18 protein-coding genes and 1 other RNA gene are annotated in these 15,449 nt (G+C 73.6%); 8 read left to right on the forward strand and 11 right to left on the reverse strand.

What is annotated here, in order from left to right; all coding sequences use genetic code 11:
- Positions 1–15: 15 nt before the first annotated feature.
- Positions 16–243, reverse strand: coding sequence for a heavy metal-associated domain-containing protein (locus tag QL983_RS00360; protein ID WP_010078881.1), 228 nt, complete (start codon positions 241–243; stop codon positions 16–18).
- A gap of 189 nt (positions 244–432) precedes the next feature.
- On the opposite strand from QL983_RS00360, the gene QL983_RS00365 reads away from it, so the two are divergent.
- Entirely contained in the window at positions 433–1,107 is a 675-nt protein-coding gene (locus QL983_RS00365) for a Crp/Fnr family transcriptional regulator (protein WP_230297486.1), read from the forward strand.
- A 94-nt stretch (positions 1,108–1,201) separates the two neighbouring features.
- Positions 1,202–1,843 carry a peptide deformylase gene (gene def / locus QL983_RS00370; protein ID WP_060974043.1) on the forward strand — a complete coding sequence of 214 codons (642 nt, stop codon included), beginning with the start codon at positions 1,202–1,204 and terminating at the stop codon, positions 1,841–1,843.
- A gap of 82 nt (positions 1,844–1,925) precedes the next feature.
- Here def and QL983_RS00375 read toward each other — a convergent pair whose 3' ends face one another.
- Positions 1,926–3,371: a glyceraldehyde-3-phosphate dehydrogenase gene (locus QL983_RS00375; RefSeq protein WP_060974042.1), complete on the reverse strand. Its 1,446-nt coding sequence runs from the start codon at positions 3,369–3,371 to the stop codon at positions 1,926–1,928.
- A gap of 144 nt (positions 3,372–3,515) precedes the next feature.
- On the opposite strand from QL983_RS00375, the gene rnpB reads away from it, so the two are divergent.
- Positions 3,516–3,894: RNase P RNA component class A (rnpB, locus tag QL983_RS00380), an RNA gene on the forward strand.
- Positions 3,895–3,915: 21 nt separating this feature from the next.
- Here the strand turns inward: rnpB and QL983_RS00385 are convergent.
- A complete protein-coding gene (locus QL983_RS00385) occupies positions 3,916–4,230 on the reverse strand; it encodes a hypothetical protein (RefSeq protein ID WP_060974041.1) in 315 nt (104 codons plus the stop codon).
- 98 nt (positions 4,231–4,328) lie between these two features.
- On the opposite strand from QL983_RS00385, the gene QL983_RS00390 reads away from it, so the two are divergent.
- Positions 4,329–5,126, forward strand: a complete 798-nt coding sequence (locus tag QL983_RS00390; RefSeq protein ID WP_060974040.1) for a peroxide stress protein YaaA — start codon at positions 4,329–4,331, stop codon at positions 5,124–5,126.
- 34 nt (positions 5,127–5,160) lie between these two features.
- On the opposite strand, the gene QL983_RS00395 is transcribed toward QL983_RS00390, so the two are convergent.
- The 3 genes from QL983_RS00395 to QL983_RS00405 all read right to left on the reverse strand — a co-directional run bounded on the left by QL983_RS00395 (position 5,161) and on the right by QL983_RS00405 (position 7,913).
- Positions 5,161–6,171: a reverse transcriptase-like protein gene (locus QL983_RS00395; RefSeq protein ID WP_060974039.1), complete on the reverse strand. Its 1,011-nt coding sequence runs from the start codon at positions 6,169–6,171 to the stop codon at positions 5,161–5,163.
- Between the two features lie 81 nt (positions 6,172–6,252).
- Complete coding sequence (locus tag QL983_RS00400; protein WP_060974038.1) at positions 6,253–6,987, reverse strand: DNA-binding protein; 735 nt, start codon at positions 6,985–6,987, stop codon at positions 6,253–6,255.
- Positions 6,984–7,913 carry a Nif3-like dinuclear metal center hexameric protein gene (locus QL983_RS00405; protein WP_060974037.1) on the reverse strand — a complete coding sequence of 310 codons (930 nt, stop codon included), beginning with the start codon at positions 7,911–7,913 and terminating at the stop codon, positions 6,984–6,986. Before QL983_RS00405 ends, QL983_RS00400 begins: the two co-directional genes overlap by 4 nt.
- 113 nt (positions 7,914–8,026) lie before the next feature.
- Between QL983_RS00405 and msrA the strand changes: the two genes are divergently transcribed.
- From msrA to epsC, 3 genes are all read left to right on the forward strand, one after another.
- Positions 8,027–8,608 (forward strand): peptide-methionine (S)-S-oxide reductase MsrA, encoded by a 582-nt coding sequence (msrA, locus tag QL983_RS00410; RefSeq protein WP_069941180.1) that lies wholly within the window; start codon positions 8,027–8,029, stop codon positions 8,606–8,608.
- An 85-nt stretch (positions 8,609–8,693) separates the two neighbouring features.
- Positions 8,694–9,629, forward strand: coding sequence for a cysteine synthase A (gene cysK, locus QL983_RS00415; RefSeq protein WP_002856838.1), 936 nt, complete (start codon positions 8,694–8,696; stop codon positions 9,627–9,629).
- Positions 9,630–9,672: 43 nt separating this feature from the next.
- The gene (epsC, locus tag QL983_RS00420; RefSeq protein ID WP_020624780.1) at positions 9,673–10,260 is read left to right on the forward strand and encodes a serine O-acetyltransferase EpsC; all 588 of its coding nucleotides are present in this window, start codon (positions 9,673–9,675) and stop codon (positions 10,258–10,260) included.
- Positions 10,261–10,279: 19 nt separating this feature from the next.
- Here the strand turns inward: epsC and gndA are convergent, their stop codons facing one another.
- The 3 genes from gndA to QL983_RS00435 form a co-directional block, all read right to left on the reverse strand.
- Positions 10,280–11,842, reverse strand: a complete 1,563-nt coding sequence (gene gndA, locus QL983_RS00425; protein WP_230297484.1) for an NADP-dependent phosphogluconate dehydrogenase — start codon at positions 11,840–11,842, stop codon at positions 10,280–10,282.
- Between the two features lie 79 nt (positions 11,843–11,921).
- A complete protein-coding gene (ppk2, locus tag QL983_RS00430; protein ID WP_036340172.1) occupies positions 11,922–12,836 on the reverse strand; it encodes a polyphosphate kinase 2 in 915 nt (304 codons plus the stop codon).
- A gap of 204 nt (positions 12,837–13,040) precedes the next feature.
- Positions 13,041–13,541, reverse strand: coding sequence for a hypothetical protein (locus QL983_RS00435; RefSeq protein ID WP_036312781.1), 501 nt, complete (start codon positions 13,539–13,541; stop codon positions 13,041–13,043).
- Between the two features lie 138 nt (positions 13,542–13,679).
- Here QL983_RS00435 and QL983_RS00440 point away from each other — a divergent pair, with 138 nt between their 5' ends.
- Positions 13,680–14,264 (forward strand): hypothetical protein, encoded by a 585-nt coding sequence (locus QL983_RS00440; RefSeq protein WP_144879151.1) that lies wholly within the window; start codon positions 13,680–13,682, stop codon positions 14,262–14,264.
- Here QL983_RS00440 and QL983_RS00445 read toward each other — a convergent pair.
- Positions 14,251–14,595 (reverse strand): AzlD domain-containing protein, encoded by a 345-nt coding sequence (locus tag QL983_RS00445; protein ID WP_144825290.1) that lies wholly within the window; start codon positions 14,593–14,595, stop codon positions 14,251–14,253. The genes QL983_RS00440 and QL983_RS00445 overlap by 14 nt on opposite strands.
- Entirely contained in the window at positions 14,592–15,419 is an 828-nt protein-coding gene (locus QL983_RS00450; RefSeq protein WP_230297483.1) for an AzlC family ABC transporter permease, read from the reverse strand. The genes QL983_RS00445 and QL983_RS00450 overlap by 4 nt, the downstream gene beginning before the upstream one ends.
- Positions 15,420–15,449: the final 30 nt, after the last annotated feature.

Consider the following 15,449-nt stretch of genomic DNA (forward strand, 5'->3'; position numbering starts at 1 on the left):
GGGGGCGGGGCGGTGTCAGAAGGCCGACGGCCGGGCGGTGTAGCCGACCTTGGCGACGGCCTCGACGAGGTCCTGGGCAGTGGTGGTCTGCGGGTCGTGGTCGACCTCGATGCGCTGGGTCTCGAAGTGGACCTGCGCGCCGGTCACGCCGGGCAGGGCGTCGAGGGCCTTCTCGATCTTCCGGACGCACGAGGGGCAGCTGAAGCCCTCGGCGCGGAGCAGGGTGTGCGTGGTGGCGGTCATGGTCACTCCTGTGGGTCGTCACCGGCGCGGCCGCCGATGAGGCTGAGCGGACGGGCGGGTGCCCGGTCCGATCCCCGGCCTCCGGGGATGTCACTGACGCTACGAAGGGGACGGCGGGCCCGCCTTGACCGCGGTCAAGCCGCCGTGTGGGAGGCTGATGGCGTGCGTATGGACCTGCCCCTCGCCCCCATGGACGAACCAGAGCCGTGCGCGGCCCGGGTCCCGCTGTTCACCGGGCTGGATCTGGAGCAGCTGCGCCGGGTCTCCGCCCTGGCGCGGCCGCTCGTGCTCGAGGCCGGCGATGCCCTGCACCTGGCCGGTGACCGCACGGACCGCCTGTGCGTCGTGCACAGCGGCCGCCTGGCGCTGACGCTCGGCTCAGCGACCGGCCGGGAACGCGTGGTGCGGATGGTCGAGCCCGGGGACTCCGTGGGCGAGCACGAGTTCCTCACGGGCGAGCCGGCCCGGCACGGGGCGCGCGCCGTGGCCGCGACCCGCCTGTGCACCTTCTCCCACGCCGAGGTCGCCCGACTCCTGGCCCAGCATCCGGGCATCGGGGGACGCGTGATGCGGACGCTGGCCGTCCGCCTGGCCGAGGCGGAACAACGGCTGGCCCGGGAGCATCAGCCTGTCACCGCACGGATCGCCGGACATCTGCTCGGCCTGCCTGCCCTCCGGGACGAGGCCGACCTCGTCGTGGTGCTGGCCGCGCCGAAGAAGGACGTCGCCTCGCTGCTGGGCACCACCCCCGAGGCGTTCAGCCGCGGGCTGCGCCGTCTCGCCGACGACGGACTGATCGCCATCGAGGGCCCGCGGGTGACGCTGCTGGACCCGGAGGCGCTGGAGGCCCTTGCCGCGGAATGACCGCCGTCGTCGTGGTGTCGCCGGCGGTAGGCTGGGGACTCCCCCGTCCCCCTACCCACGCAGGCCCGCAGCCCGGGCCGGGAAGCGCAGTGCCATGGCCTCCATCCGTCCCATCACCGTCTACGGCGAGCCCGTGCTGCACCGGCGCGCGGCCGAGGTGGAGGTGATCGACGACGAGATCCGCGAGCTGATCGAGGACATGTACGTCACGCAGGACGCCGCGCACGGCGTGGGCCTGGCCGCCCCGCAGGTCGGGGTCGGGCTGCGGATCTTCACGTGGACGTTCCCGGACTCCGGCGACGCGCCGAACGTGGGCCACGTGATCAACCCCGTGCTGACCCACCTGGACAAGGCCCCGCGGGAGGACCCGCACCCGGACGAGCACACCGAGGGCTGCCTCTCGGTGCCCGGGCTCGGCTTCCCCCTGCAGCGCCCGACCCGCGTGCGCCTGTCCGGCCAGCGCGTGGACGGTGAGATGTTCGAGTTCGAGGCCGAGGGCTGGTTCGCGCGCATCATGCAGCACGAGTACGACCACCTCAACGGCACCCTCTACGTGAACCGGCTCGAGGGCAAGTGGCAGCGGCGCTGGAAGCGCGCGCAGCGGGCCGAGCGTCTGAACGTGCCCGGTGTGACGTGGCTGCCCGGTACCGACGAGGACCCCTTCGGCCACGACGCCGACGACCACGCGGACCACGAGCACGGCCCCGACGGCGACCACGGGCCCAAGGAGGACTGAGCCTCGGCTCGACGTCCGACCCGGTCGGCACACGACGACGGCCCGTCCCCTCCGCGGGGACGGGCCGTCGGTCGTCGGCGGGTCAGGCCTGCGGGAAGGCGGGGACCTGCTGGCCCGCCATCTTCTCCACCACGCGGATCACCTGGTGCGAGTAGCCGTACTCGTTGTCGTACCAGACGTAGAGGATGGCGTTCTTGCCGTCGTTGTTCACGAGGGTCGCCAGGCCGTCCACGACGCCGGCGCGGTCCGAGCCGACGAAGTCGGTGGACACGACCTCCGGGGAGTCCACGTAGCCGACCTGGCCGCGCAGGGGGCCGGTGAGGGACTCCTGCTTCAGGCGGGCGTTGAGCTCCTCCACCGAGGTGGGCTTGGTCAGCTCCAGGTTCAGGATGGCCATGGACACGTCCGGGGTGGGGACGCGGATGGCGTTGCCGGAGAGCTTGCCCTTGAGCTCGGGCAGGGCCTTGGCCACGGCCTTGGCGGCGCCGGTCTCGGTGAGCACCATATTCATGCCGGCGGCACGGCCACGACGGGCGCCCTTGTGGAAGTTGTCCACGAGGTTCTGGTCGTTGGTGTAGGCGTGCACGGTCTCCACGTGGCCGTGGTCGATGCCGTAGTCGTCCTGGATGACCTTGAGCACCGGGGTGATCCCGTTGGTGGTGCAGGAGGCCGCCGAGATGATGGTGTCCTCGGGCGTGATGTCGTCCGAGTTCACGCCGTACACGATGTTCTTCATCTCGCCCTTGCCCGGGGCGGTCAGCAGGACCTTCGCGGCGCCCTGGGCCTGCAGGTGCTGGGACAGGCCCTCGTCGTCGCGCCAGCGTCCGGTGTTGTCGACGACCAGCGCGTCCTTGATGCCGTAGGAGGTGTAGTCCACCGTGGTCGGGTCGTTCGAATAGATGACCTGGATCTCAGTGCCGTTGGCGGTGATCACGTCGCGGTCCTCGTCCACCACGATCGTCCCGTCGAACGGGCCGTGGATCGAGTCGCGGCGCAGCAGGGAGGCGCGCTTGATCAGGTCGTCCTCCGAGTTCTTGCGCACGACGACGGCACGCAGGCGCAGCTTGGAGCCACCGCCGGCGTGGTCGAGGAGGATGCGGGCCAGCAGGCGGCCGATGCGACCGAAGCCGTAGAGCACGACGTCCTGGGTCTCGCCCAGGCCCTCGCCGGCCTTGCCCTTGACCTCGGCGAGCTCGGCGTCCAGGAAGGCCTGGACGTCCTGCCCCGAGGCCTTCTGCTTGGCGGCCAGCTCGGCCAGGTCGATGGTGGCGGCGCCCAGGTCCATCGCAGCCATGGCCTCGACCAGGGGGTAGGTGGACTCGACGCTCAGCGGAGCCTGCTGCACGCGGCGGGCATAGCGGTGGGCCTTGATGATGTCGATCACGCCGCGGTTCACGAGGGAGCGCCCGTAGATCGAGGTGACCACGTTGTGCTCGCGGTACAGGGTGCCCAGCAGGGGGACCATCTTCTCCGCGAGCTTCTGCTGCGTGTTCCACTCGGGGGTCTGGGTCGAGGCGGTGTCTGCCACGGGAGTCCTTCCTTGAAACCTGGCGGGGCCGTCCTGGGCAGGCCCCATCCCCCGACCTCGTTGTCGGCGGACGCCTCCATTCTAAGTGAGGACACGTCCGGAGCGCCCCCGCGGCCTCGGCGGGGCGTAGACTGGTCGGTCGGGACGGATCGGCGGACGGCCGCGTGCCCCTGCGGGGGTGCGAGGAAAGTCCGGGCACCGCAGAGCAGGATGGTGGACAACATCCACCCGGGGCGACCCGCGGGCCAGTGCCACAGAGAGAAGACCGCCTCCGCGCCGTGTGCGCGGCGGTAAGGGTGAAAGGGTGGTGTAAGAGACCACCAGCGGCCCCGGTGACGGGGCCGGCTCGGTAAACCCCATCCGGTGCAAGGCCGAACAGGACGCGTCACGAGGGCTGCTCGCCCCAGCGTCCGGGTTGGCCGCTCGAGCCCGTCAGCGATGGCGGGCCCAGATGGATGGCCGTCACCTCGCGCGGGGCAACGCGCGCGAGGCACAGAACCCGGCTTACAGCCGGTCCGTCCCGCCTCACGGCCCCCGGCGGGGGTCAGAACCCCTCGTCGTCGAGGATCCGCTCGAACTCGAGCTCCACCACGTGCTCGCGCTCCCTCTTGTCCAGCAGGCGGTACCCGTACGACTCGCCGATCGAGACGACCTTCGCCAGGCTCGGGCGTCGCCGATCCCGCGGCCATTCGAGCGTCACCCGGTCCTGCCCCGTGAAGGTGCGCTCCCGCAGGCGCTGCTCCACGGCCGAGGCATGCGTGCGCTCCCGCCCGCTGGAGCGGACCCCGAGCCACACGGCGGCCGCGATCACGAGCAGGACGAACGGGTACACCACGCCGAACACGTTCATGGCGGTCATCGGGCGACTCCTGGTATGCGGGGCGGCTGTGCGGACCCCACCACTGTGCCAGGTCCGGACGACGACGTCGGCCCGGGGCGCCTGGCTAGGCTGGCCCGGTGCTGATCCTGCTGCCGCCCTCCGAGGGCAAGACCGCACCCCGCTCCGGGGCCCCGCTCGACCTCGACGCCCTCGCCCTGGCCGACGACGCCGCGGTGACGGGCGCCCGCGCGGACCTGCTCACGCGGCTCGCCGCGGTCTCGGCCGCCCCGGATGCCCTGACGACCCTCGGCGTCGGGGCGTCGCTCGCCGGCGAGGTCGAGGCGAACACGCGCCTGGCCGTCGCCCCCGCCGCGCCCGGTCACCGGGTGTTCACGGGCGTGCTCTTCGACGCGCTCGACCACGCCTCGCTGTCGGCGGCGGCGAAGCGCCGCGCCCGCTTGTCCGTGCTGGTCTTCTCCGCGCTGTTCGGCGCCACCGCGCTGGCGGACCGGATCCCCGCCTTCCGGCTGTCCGTCGGCGCGAAGCTGCCGGGGCTGCCCGGGCTGGCCGCGCACTGGCGCCCCGTCCTGACCCCCGCCCTCGACGCGCTCGCCGCACGGGACAGCGGGCCCGTCGTCGACTGCCGCTCCGGTGGCTACGCGGCCCAGTGGCGGGCACCGGCGGAGCGGACCCTCGCGGTCGACGTGTTCCAGCTGCGCGACGGCGAGCGGACCGTCGTCTCGCACTTCGCCAAGCACACCCGCGGCCTCGTGGCCCGCGCGCTCCTGGAGGCGGGGGCGCGGGAGACCTCGACGCTGGACCGCGTCGCGGACGTGGTCGCACGGGCCGGGGACGGCCCCGGCTGGGAGGTCGAGCTGGCCCGGCCGTCCGGCGGCAAGCCCGGCGCGCTGCGGGTGATCCTGCCCGAGGGATGATCCCGGACGAGGCGCGCCCTGCCCGGACGCAGCCTCAGTCCTCGACGGCCACCAGCTCCACCTCGAAGCCGTCCGCGGTCTCGAGGTAGGCGGCGTAGTGGTCCGCTCCCCCGGCGTGCGGGTGGCGGTCCTCGAAGAGCAGGCGAAACCCCCGGCCGCGCGCGGCGGCGGTGAGCTCGTCCACGCGGGAGCGCGACCCGGCCCGGAAGGCCAGGTGGTTCAGGCCCGGGCGGGTGCGCTCGTGGGCGCCCGCGGCGACGTCGGGCCCGGCCTCGAGCACGAGGTATTCCCCCGCGCCCTGGTACGTCCGGCCCTCGGCCCACCCCTCGCCCGGCACGTAGCCGAGCTCGCCGAACAGCCAGCCGAGGCTCGCCTCGGCCGCCGCGAGGTCGGCGACCCAGATCTCCACGTGGTGCAGCCGGCCCGTGGGCGCGGGCGCCGGGGTCGCACCCTCCGGCGAGGCGACGGCGTCGGGCCCGTCCGCCTCCACGGCCCGGACGTCCGCGTCCGCGTCGAGGCCGGACCCGGCCACCGCCGATGCGGGGGTCGTGGACGCCTCCGCGGCGGTCGACCCCGCGGCCGCGGGGGCCGCGACCGGCACCTCGGACGCGCCCGCGTCCCATTGGCCGCCCCGCGCGCCGGCGTCCATGGCCTCGTTGGAGAGGCGGTCGGCGTCCTTGTTCCGGTTGCGCGGGATCCATTCGTAGGTGACGCGCTCGGGGGGCAGCACGGACCGGGCCTCGGCCGCGAGGCGCCGCATGTCCTCGTGCTTGATCTTCCACCGCCCGGACATCTGCTCCACCACGAGCTTGGAGTCCATCAGCACGTGCACCCGCGCCTCGGGGTCGAGGTCCCGGGCCATCCGCAGCCCGGCCACGAGCCCGGAGTACTCGGCCACGTTGTTCGACGCCTTCCCCAGCGGGGCGGCGTCGGTCCGGAGGATCTCGCCCGTGGCCGGGTCGCGCACCAGGGCACCATAGCCGGCGACGCCGGGGTTGCCCCGCGACCCGCCGTCGGCCTCCACCTGCAGGACTCGTCCGCTCACCGTGCGCCTCCTCGTGTCCGTGGTCGCGCCGTCCGACGCGGCCCCCCACTCTACTGATCGCGCCGGGGGCGGGGCCCGGGGTCAGTCCCGGATGAGGATGGCGCCGGACTCGGGGCAGCGGGCGACGGCGGCCGGCGGGAGGGCCCGGATGCGCGCGACCTCCGCGGGCGACAGCTCCGTGCCCGCGGCCGCGGACCGGTTCCCGACGAGCCGGGCCGCGCCGATGCCGCCGTTGCGCTCCCGCGCCTGCTCGTACAGGGCCAGCAACGACGCGGGAAACTCCGCGGCCAACGCCGCCCGGCGCTGGATGAGGTCCCGGCCACGCTGGGTCACGGCCTGCCCCTCGCGGCGCACCTCCGCCGCGCGGGCCTCGACCTCGGCCCGTGCCTGCTCCAGAGCGGCGTGGCCCTTCGCGAGCCGGGACTCGGCGGCGTCGGCGGCCTCCATGGCCTCGAGCGCCGCGGCCTCGTGGTCATCGAGCAGTGCGGTGAGCGTGTCGTCCTCGTGCTGCATGGCCTGCAGCTCCTTGGACCCGCCCTGGCCCGCTTCGAGCCGCTCCCGGGTCCGGTCCCGACGGGCGCGGGTGGCGGCGGCCTTCTCGGTGGCCTCGGCTCCCGCCCGGTCGGCGGTGCGGGCGGCATCCTCGAGGCCGGGCAACGCCTCCTCGAGTTCCAGCGCGCGGGCGCGCAGCCGGGCGTGCTCCGGGTCCGCCTTGAGCCGACGGACGGCGGCGCGGGCCTGGTCCAGGGCCGTGTCGAGCTCCTGCAGCTCCAGCAGCCGGGCCTGGACGGCCGGCGGTGCGGTGACCTCACTCATGCGTGACTCCCCTCGTCGGCCCGCTCTCCCCCGACCAGGAAGTCCCAGGGGTCGCTGCGGTGATCTGAGAACAGGGTGGTGACGCCCAGTCCCCGCTCCGCCAGGGCGGCCTCCAGGGCGCGGGCGCCGTGCTCGAGCCATAGGGACTCGCTCGCCCAGTGCGAGACGTCCACGAGCGCGGGACGTCCCTCCCCCGGCGCGGCCGTCTCCCGGGCCTCCGAGGCCGGGTGGTGGCGCAGATCGGCGGTCACGTAGACGTCCGCGCCGGACGCGCGGACCGCGTCGAAGAGGCTGTCTCCGGCACCGCCGCACACGGCGACGCGGCGGATGCGCTGGGCGGGGTCGCCCGCCACGCGCACGCCACCGGCCGTGGCGGGCAGCGCCGCGTGCACGGCCCGGGCGAAGGCGGCCAGGTCGGTCTCCTCAGGCAGGTCGCCCACCCGGCCGATGCCTTCGGCCCCGGTGCCGGCGGCGGAGGTCGTCAGGGGCGAGAGCGCTCCGATGACGCCGACGGCACGGGCCAGCACGTCCGAGACGCCGCCCACGACGGCGTCGGCGTTGGTGTGCGCGGCCAGCAGGGCGACGCGGTGCTCGATCAGGGTGTGCAGCAGGCGGCCCTTCGCGGCGGCGGCATGCCCGACGGCGGCCACGGACGAGGTCCCGCGCAGCAGGAGCGGGTGGTGGGTGACCACGAGGTCGGCCCCGCGGGCGACGGCCTCGTCGGCCACGGCCTGCACCGGGTCCAGCGCCCACAGGACGGTCCGCACCGGGGCCTCCGGGCGCCCGGCCACCGGCCCGACGGCGTCCCACGGCTCCGCCAGCTCCCGCGGCCACAGCCCCTGGACGACCTCGAGGACCTGCCCGAGCGTCGGCGGGGCCAGGGCGTGCTCCGGCGAGGCGGGGACGGTGGGACGGGACACGGTCATACCGGCCATGATGGCCCACCCGGCCCGGGCACGCACGACCCGGCTGCCCTGGGTGAGGGCACGGCGCGGCGACGTCGGGAATGAAAAGCGCGGGCCGCGTTGCTGTGCCTGCCATGACCGACTCCCCCCGTACCGAGCCCCTCGGCGCCTCCGACGCGCCCGCCGACGTCCGCGAGCTGACGCTCGCCGGCGGCTGCTTCTGGTGCCTCGACGCCGTCTACCGTCGCGTGCGGGGCGTGCTCGCCGTCGAGTCCGGCTACACCGGAGGCGACGACCCCGCCCCGAGCTACGAGTCCGTGTGCACCGGGACCACCGGCCACGCCGAAGCGGTCCGCGTGCGCTTCGACGCCGCCGTCGTGCCGCCCGAGGTGATCATGGACCTGTTCTTCACCAGCCACGACCCCACGTCGTTGAACCGCCAGGGGGCCGACGTCGGCACCCAGTACCGATCGGCCGTCTTCGCCCATGACGAGGCCGAGACCCGGTTCTTCGCGGACGAGATCGCCCGGGCGCAGGCGAACTATGACAGCCCCATCGTCACACGCGTCGAGCCGGCGTCCGCGTGGCACCCGGCCGAGGACATTCACCAGGACTTCTATGCGCGGCGCCGTTCCAACGGATACTGCCGTGTGGTCATCGATCCGAAGCTCGCGAAGGTGCGCCGGAACTACTCCGCGTGGCTCGTGGACGCCTGAGCGGCGCCGCGGCTCGATAGCCTGACGCAGGAACACCCACTAGATCGCCCGCGCCCCGAGGCGCACCACCACCGGAGGTATCACCATGGCCCGCATCCTCGACGACATCACCCAGGCGGTCGGCAACACGCCCCTGGTCCGGCTGAACCGCCTCGCGAAGGACCTGCCCGGCGACGTCGCCGTGAAGGTCGAGTTCTACAACCCGGCCAACTCGGTGAAGGACCGCATCGGCACCGCCATCGTCGACGCCGCGGAGGCGGCCGGCGAGCTGACCCCCGGCGGCACCATCGTGGAGGGCACCTCCGGCAACACCGGCATCGCCCTGGCCATGGTCGGCGCGGCGCGCGGCTACCGCGTGATCCTGACCATGCCCGAGACCATGTCCACCGAGCGCCGCGTGATGCTCAAGGCGTTCGGCGCCGAGATCGTGCTGACCCCCGGTGCAGACGGCATGCGCGGCGCCCTCGAGCGCGCCCAGGAGATCGTCCGCAGCACCCCGAACTCCATCTGGGCCCAGCAGTTCGCGAACCAGGCCAACATCCAGGCCCACTACACGGGCACCGGCCCGGAGATCTGGGACGCGTCCGAGGGCGCCGTGGATGTGTTCATCGCCGGCGTCGGCACCGGCGGCACCATCACGGGCGCGGGCCGGTACCTGCGCGAGCAGAAGCCGGACGTGAAGCTCATCGCCGTCGAGCCGGCCGACTCCCCCATCCTCTCCGGCGGCCAGGCCGGCCCGCACAAGATCCAGGGCATCGGCGCGAACTTCGTGCCGGAGATCCTGGACACCGACCTCTACGACGAGGTCTACCCGGCCACCTTCGAGGAGTCCATCGAGACCGCCCGTCGGCTCGGGACCGAGGAGGGCATCCTCGGCGGCATCTCCACCGGCGCGATCATCTCGGCCGCTCTCAAGGAGGCCGCCAAGCCCGAGTCCGAGGGCAAGCTGATCGTCGCCATCGTGTGTGACTTCGGCGAGCGCTACATCTCCACCGCCCTCTTCGAGGACATCCGCGGCTGACCGCCGCCCGCTCACCGACCGCACCGACCCGAAGGGGCCGCCCGTGGGACTGTTCTCCCGCATCAAGGAAGACATCGCGACCGTCCGCAGCCATGACCCGGCGGCGCGCGGTGACCTCGAGGTGGCCCTCGTCTACTCGGGTCTGCACGCCGTGTGGGCGCACCGCGTCGCGCACCGGATGTGGCGGCACGACCGGTTGAAGATGCCCGCCCGCGTGCTCTCGCAGGTCACGCGCGCGGCCACGGGCATCGAGATCCACCCCGGCGCCTCGATCGGTCGCCGGTTCTTCATCGACCACGGCATGGGCGTCGTGATCGGCGAGACCGCGGAGATCGGCGACGACGTGATGCTGTACCACGGGGTCACCCTCGGCGGCCGCTCCCTGGCCAAGGTGAAGCGGCACCCCACGTTACGCGACGGCGTCGTCGTGGGGGCCGGTGCCAAGATCCTCGGGCCCGTCGAGATCGGGGAGGGGACGGCGGTGGGCGCCAACGCCGTCGTCGTGAAGGACACCCCCGCCGACGCGATCGCCACCGGCGTGCCGGCCACCGTGCGCCCGCGCAAGGGCCCGGCCGAGGGCAAGCCGCTCGTGGACCCCGCGGAGTACGTGGACCCGGCCCTCTGGATCTGAGGGCCGGGCCCCCGCCGGGTCAGTCCTGCGTGGGGTCGCCCTCGGTCGGCTGCGGCATGACGACGGGCACGCCCTCGCCGTCCACCTCGGTGCGGTCGCCGGACCACAGCGTGTGGAAGGAGCCTTCGCGATCGACGCGCAGGTAGGTGTGGGCGCCGAAGAAATCGCGCTGGCCCTGCACGAGGGCGGCCGGCAGGCGGTCGGCCCGCAGGCCGTCGTAGTACGCCAGGGCCGAGGAGAACACCGGCACCGGCACGCCCGCGGCGACGGCGGTGCCGACCACGCGGCGCCAGGCCGGCAGGGCCTCGGCGATCGCCTGGGCGAACTCGGGGGCGAAGAGCAGGTTGAGCGGCTGGCCGGGGGCGCGGGTGCCCGGCGCCGGGTGGCGGGAGGTGTCGCGGCCGCCGAAGGCCTGCATGATCACGTCGAGCAGGTCGGCGCGGATGATGCAGCCGTCCCGCCACAGCGAGGCGATGGTGCCCAGGTCCAGCGACCAGCCGTACTCCTCGGCGGCGGCGGCGAGCATGTCCATGCCCTGCGCGTAGGCCACGAGCTTGGAGGCGAACAGCGCCTGGCGCACGTCCTCCACGAACGTGTCCGTGTCCTGCGGGGCGCGCTGCGCCTCCTCGTCGACGCCGGCCGCGAGGGTCTCACGGGCGACCTGGCGCACCGCGCGCTGAGAGGACAGCGAGCGGGCGAAGACGGACTCGGCGATCGCGGCCACCGGGGAGCCGACGTCGAGACCCGAGATCGCGGTCCAGCGGCCGGTGCCCTTCTGCCCGGCCTCGTCCACGATCACGTCCACGAGCGGGCGGCCCGTGGCCGCGTCCACCTGCGCGAGCACCTCGGCCGTGATCTCGATGAGGTAGGAGGCCAGGTCGGTCTGGTTCCACGCCGTGAACACCTCGGCCTGCTCGGCGGGCTCGAGGCCGCCCACACGGCGCAGCAGGTCGTAGGCCTCGCCGATGACCTGCATGTCCGCGTACTCGATGCCGTTGTGGACCATCTTCACGTAGTGGCCGGCGCCGTCCGTGCCGACCCAGGCGCAGCACGGCTCCCCCTCAAACTGCGCGGCGATCTTCTCGAGCATCGGGCCGAGGGCCTCGTAGGACTTCTCCGGACCGCCGGGCATGATCGCCGGACCGTGCAGGGCACCCTCCTCGCCGCCGGAGACACCGACGCCCACGAAGTGCAGGCCCTTCTCGGCGAGGGCCGCCTCGCGGCGGCGGGTGTCCTCGAAATGGGAGTTGCCGGCGTCGATGACGATGTCGCCCTCGTCCAGCAGGGGGACGAGTTGGTCGATGACGGCGTCCACGGGGGCGCCCGCCTTGACCATGATGAGCACCCGGCGCGGCACGGCGAGGGACTGCACGAGCTCGGCGAGCGTCTCCGTCGCCACGAACGCGCCCTCGTCACCGTGCTCGGCCACGAGCTGGTCCGTGCGGGCCCGGCTGCGGTTGTGCAGGGCCACCGTGTAGCCGTGGCGGGCGAAGTTGCGCGCGAGGTTCGCGCCCATCACCGCCAGGCCCGTGACGCCGATGTCGGCGGCGCCGACGGGGACGGTGGTGGTCTGCTCGGTCATCGCGGGGGCCTCCTGTGGCTCGGACGGTGGGACGGGCCGTGCCGGACACGGACCCGCCCCCAGCCTACGTCGACCGCGGTCAGTCCCCCACGGCGTCGCGGCCGCGGCGCACGATCAGCGGGTCCGGGGTGCCGACGACCTCGTGGTCCTTGCCCTCGTACTCGAACTGGGACAGGAAGTAGCGCATCGCGTTGAGGCGGGCCCGCTTCTTGTCGTTGGAGCGGATGGAGATCCACGGGGCGTGGTCCGTGTCCGTGTGGAGGAACATGGCCTCCTTGGCCTCCGTGTACGCCTCCCAGCGGTCCAGGGACTCGAGGTCCATGGGCGAGAGCTTCCACTGGCGGACCGGGTCGATCTGGCGGATCGCGAAGCGCGTGCGCTGCTCGGTCTGTGTCACGGAGAACCAGAACTTGGTGAGGTGGATGCCGTCGTCCACGAGCATCTTCTCGAACAGCGGCACCTGGTTCATGAAGCGGCGGTACTGCTCGTCCGTGGCGAAGCCCATCACGCGCTCGACGCCGGCGCGGTTGTACCACGAGCGGTCGAACAGCACGATCTCGCCCGCCGTGGGGAAGTGCTGGATGTAGCGCTGGAAGTACCACTGGCCGAGCTCGCGGTCCGAGGGCTTGTTGAGGGCCACGACGCGGGCGGTGCGGGGGTTCATGTGCTCGGTGAAGCGCTTGATGGTGCCGCCCTTGCCGGCGGCGTCGCGGCCCTCGAAGACGATGATGTGGCGCTGGCCGGTGTCCTCGCCCCAGTACTGCAGCTTGAGCAGTTCGATCTGCAGGCGGTACTTCTCCAGCTCGTACTCCTCGCGCGTCATGCGCGTCTCGTACGGGTAGTCCTCTTTCCACGTCTCCACGGCACGGCCCTGCGGATCGATCAGGTCGGGATCGTTGGTGTGGCCGTCCGAGACGGTGTAGCCGCCGTCGCGCAGCTTGTCGATGAACTCGCGCAGGTTCTCGCGGGGGGCGTCGGGCTGCAGCAGCTCCATGGACCGTCTCCTTCACTGGGTGCGTCACCGTGCCCGCCCGTCCCCTCCTCGGTACGACGGAGGCGGGCCGCGGCCTGTGCTCTTCACACCATTATGGGTGGGCGGCGGACGAGGAAGCCGGGCCCGGCAGCGCAGCCGGGTGAACAGCAGGTGAACCCTGGGAGGCGAACGGTCACGACCCCGGGCCGACGAACGCCGGCCGGCTCAGCCGCGCGGGCCGACGCCCAGGAGCTCGTCGATCGCCGCGACGGCGGCACGCGCCGCGTCGACGTCGGCGAACTGGGCGACGGCGTCGTCGTACCGGCGGTGCCCGGGAAGCTTGAGGCCGACGGAGGCGCCGTCCGTGGCGGGGAGGATCCAGATCCGGCCGCGCGGCTCGACGTCGCGCTGCTCGGCCACGTCGGCCTCCTCGAACTCGCGGTCGTAGCCGGCCCACTCGATACCGGGCCGCGGGGTGTCGGCACCGTCGAGGACGTCACGGCCGCCCATGCGCAGACAGGTGACGGACTGCAGGAGCGCGTCCAGGGTGCGGGCGGCGGCCTTGCCGGCCAGCTCGTCCTGGAAGAGGGCGAGGATGGACCATTGCCCGTCCTGGAGGAAGAGCATGGTCTGCTGCGCCTCGCCCCCGGTGATGACGGCGAGGTGACGGGCGGCGCCGTCGGGACGTGCGGGCAGCTTCCAGAAGCCGAGGGGGGTCGCGGACATGCGCTCCACCCTAGTGCGCCCCGGACGCCGACGACGCGCCGCCGCCCGGCCCCTGCCCCGCATCCCGGGTTGAGTTGTCGCGGGTGCGCGGGCCCGTCACCCGCGACAACTCAACCCGCGTTGCGGGAGGGTGGGCCGATGGGCCTGCTCCGCGACCTCCTCACCCGCCGCTCCGCCCGCGACCGCTCGTCCGACCCGACGGCGACGCTCGGCCGGCACCTCGACAACGCCGCGGCGATCGTGGCCGCCGCACGCCGGGCGGACGTGCCCCTCCCGGTGGCGGCGGCCCTGGCCGAGCTCGAGTCCGGCGGCCGGAACGTCTTCGGGCACGACGCCGGCGGCGTGCACAGCGCCCCGCGCGGGACGGACGTCACCGTGACCCGGGAGCGCTACGAGGAGCTCGTGGCCCGGGTGGCACAGGGGGAGACGTCGAACGGGGTGGGGCCCGCGCAGATCACGTGGCCGCCGTACTTCGCGCAGGCAGCCGAGCGCGGGTTTCGTCTGTGGGAGCCGGAGGACAACCTGGCCTTCGGGTTGGAGATCCTGCGCGGGCACCTGCGCGGCGACCTCTCCGCGGAGGGGATCGCCCGGGCGGGGACGCTCTACAACGCCGGGACGCTCGCCCACGGCGTCACCGCCTACGGCCGGCGCCTCGCCGCGGCGACCCGCGCATGGGCCGAACGCCTGGGCGAACCCGCCCCGCCGCCGGTCAGGCCAGGTTGACCAACAGCACGTACGCCAGCGTGCCGGCGGCGATCGAGACCAGGGTCCGCCGCCCGGCCAGCAGATGCACGACGACTGTCACCGCCGCCGCGATCAGCGCGTGGGCCACCCGCGCCCCGTCCACGGGCTCTCCAGGGGCCAGCGCCGCGGCGTCGAGCAGCATCACCAGGGCCAGGACGGTCAGCACGCCGGCGGGCATCCACACCGCCAGCCGCGCGGCGAGCACGGACTCCCGCAGCGGCTGCAGCAGGGCGAACGGCACCGCGCGCAGGCAGAAGGTCACGAGGCCCGCGACGACGGCCGCGGCCACCAGGTACGCGGTGCCGGTCATCGAGGGGCCTCCCCGGCGCCGGACTCGGCATCCGTGCCGGCCCGCTCCCCCGCCGCGGCGACGACGGGCACCGGTCCGGTGACGGGCACGGGCTCGGGCAGCGGCAGGGCGGTCCCGCGCGCGGCGAGCACGTGGAACGCGATCAGCGCCGCGGCGTAGAGGGCGAAGGCGACGACGAGCACCTGCGCCGGTGCCAGCAGCAGGGCCACCCCGACGGCGACCGCGGCCGCCACCACGAGGGGCAGCTGGGCCCGCGTGCGGGCGGCGTCCATGGCGAGCACGATGAAGAGGGCCACGAGCGCGAACTCCAGGCCCTCCACCGGCCCGGGCAGCAGCCAGGCCACGGCCACCCCGGCGAGGCCCCCGAGCACCCAGTACGCCTGCAGCGCGACCTGCATGGCCACCAGGCGGGGGCCGGTCCAGCCGCGGGGCTGGGCGGCGGCGATGGCGTAGGCCTCATCGATCAGGGCACCCATCGAGTAGATCCGCGCGAGGCGCCCCCGGACCACGCCCAGCGGGAAGCTGAACGCATAGAACACGTGGCGGAAGTTCACCAGGAACACCGTCACGGCGATCGTGAGCAGCGGCGTGCCCGCCACCACCAGCGAGACGAGCAGCAGCTCGACGGACCCGGCGAACACGACCAGGGAGAACAGGGGTGCGACCCACGCGGGCAGCCCGGCCTGGACCACGAGCATCCCGAAGGCCATGCCCAGCGGGAACAGGCCGAGGCCGGCGCCCAGCGTCACGGCGACGCCGGAGCGCACCTCGGCCCACCGCGAGGGCGGAACGGGGGCGCGCGAGGACTCTGGCGAGGAGCTCATGATGGTGAGCATGGTCTCACACGCGCTCAG

It is taken from the genome of Micrococcus sp. APC 4021, assembly GCF_030407635.1.
Classification (GTDB): Bacteria; Actinomycetota; Actinomycetes; order Actinomycetales; family Micrococcaceae; genus Micrococcus; species Micrococcus luteus.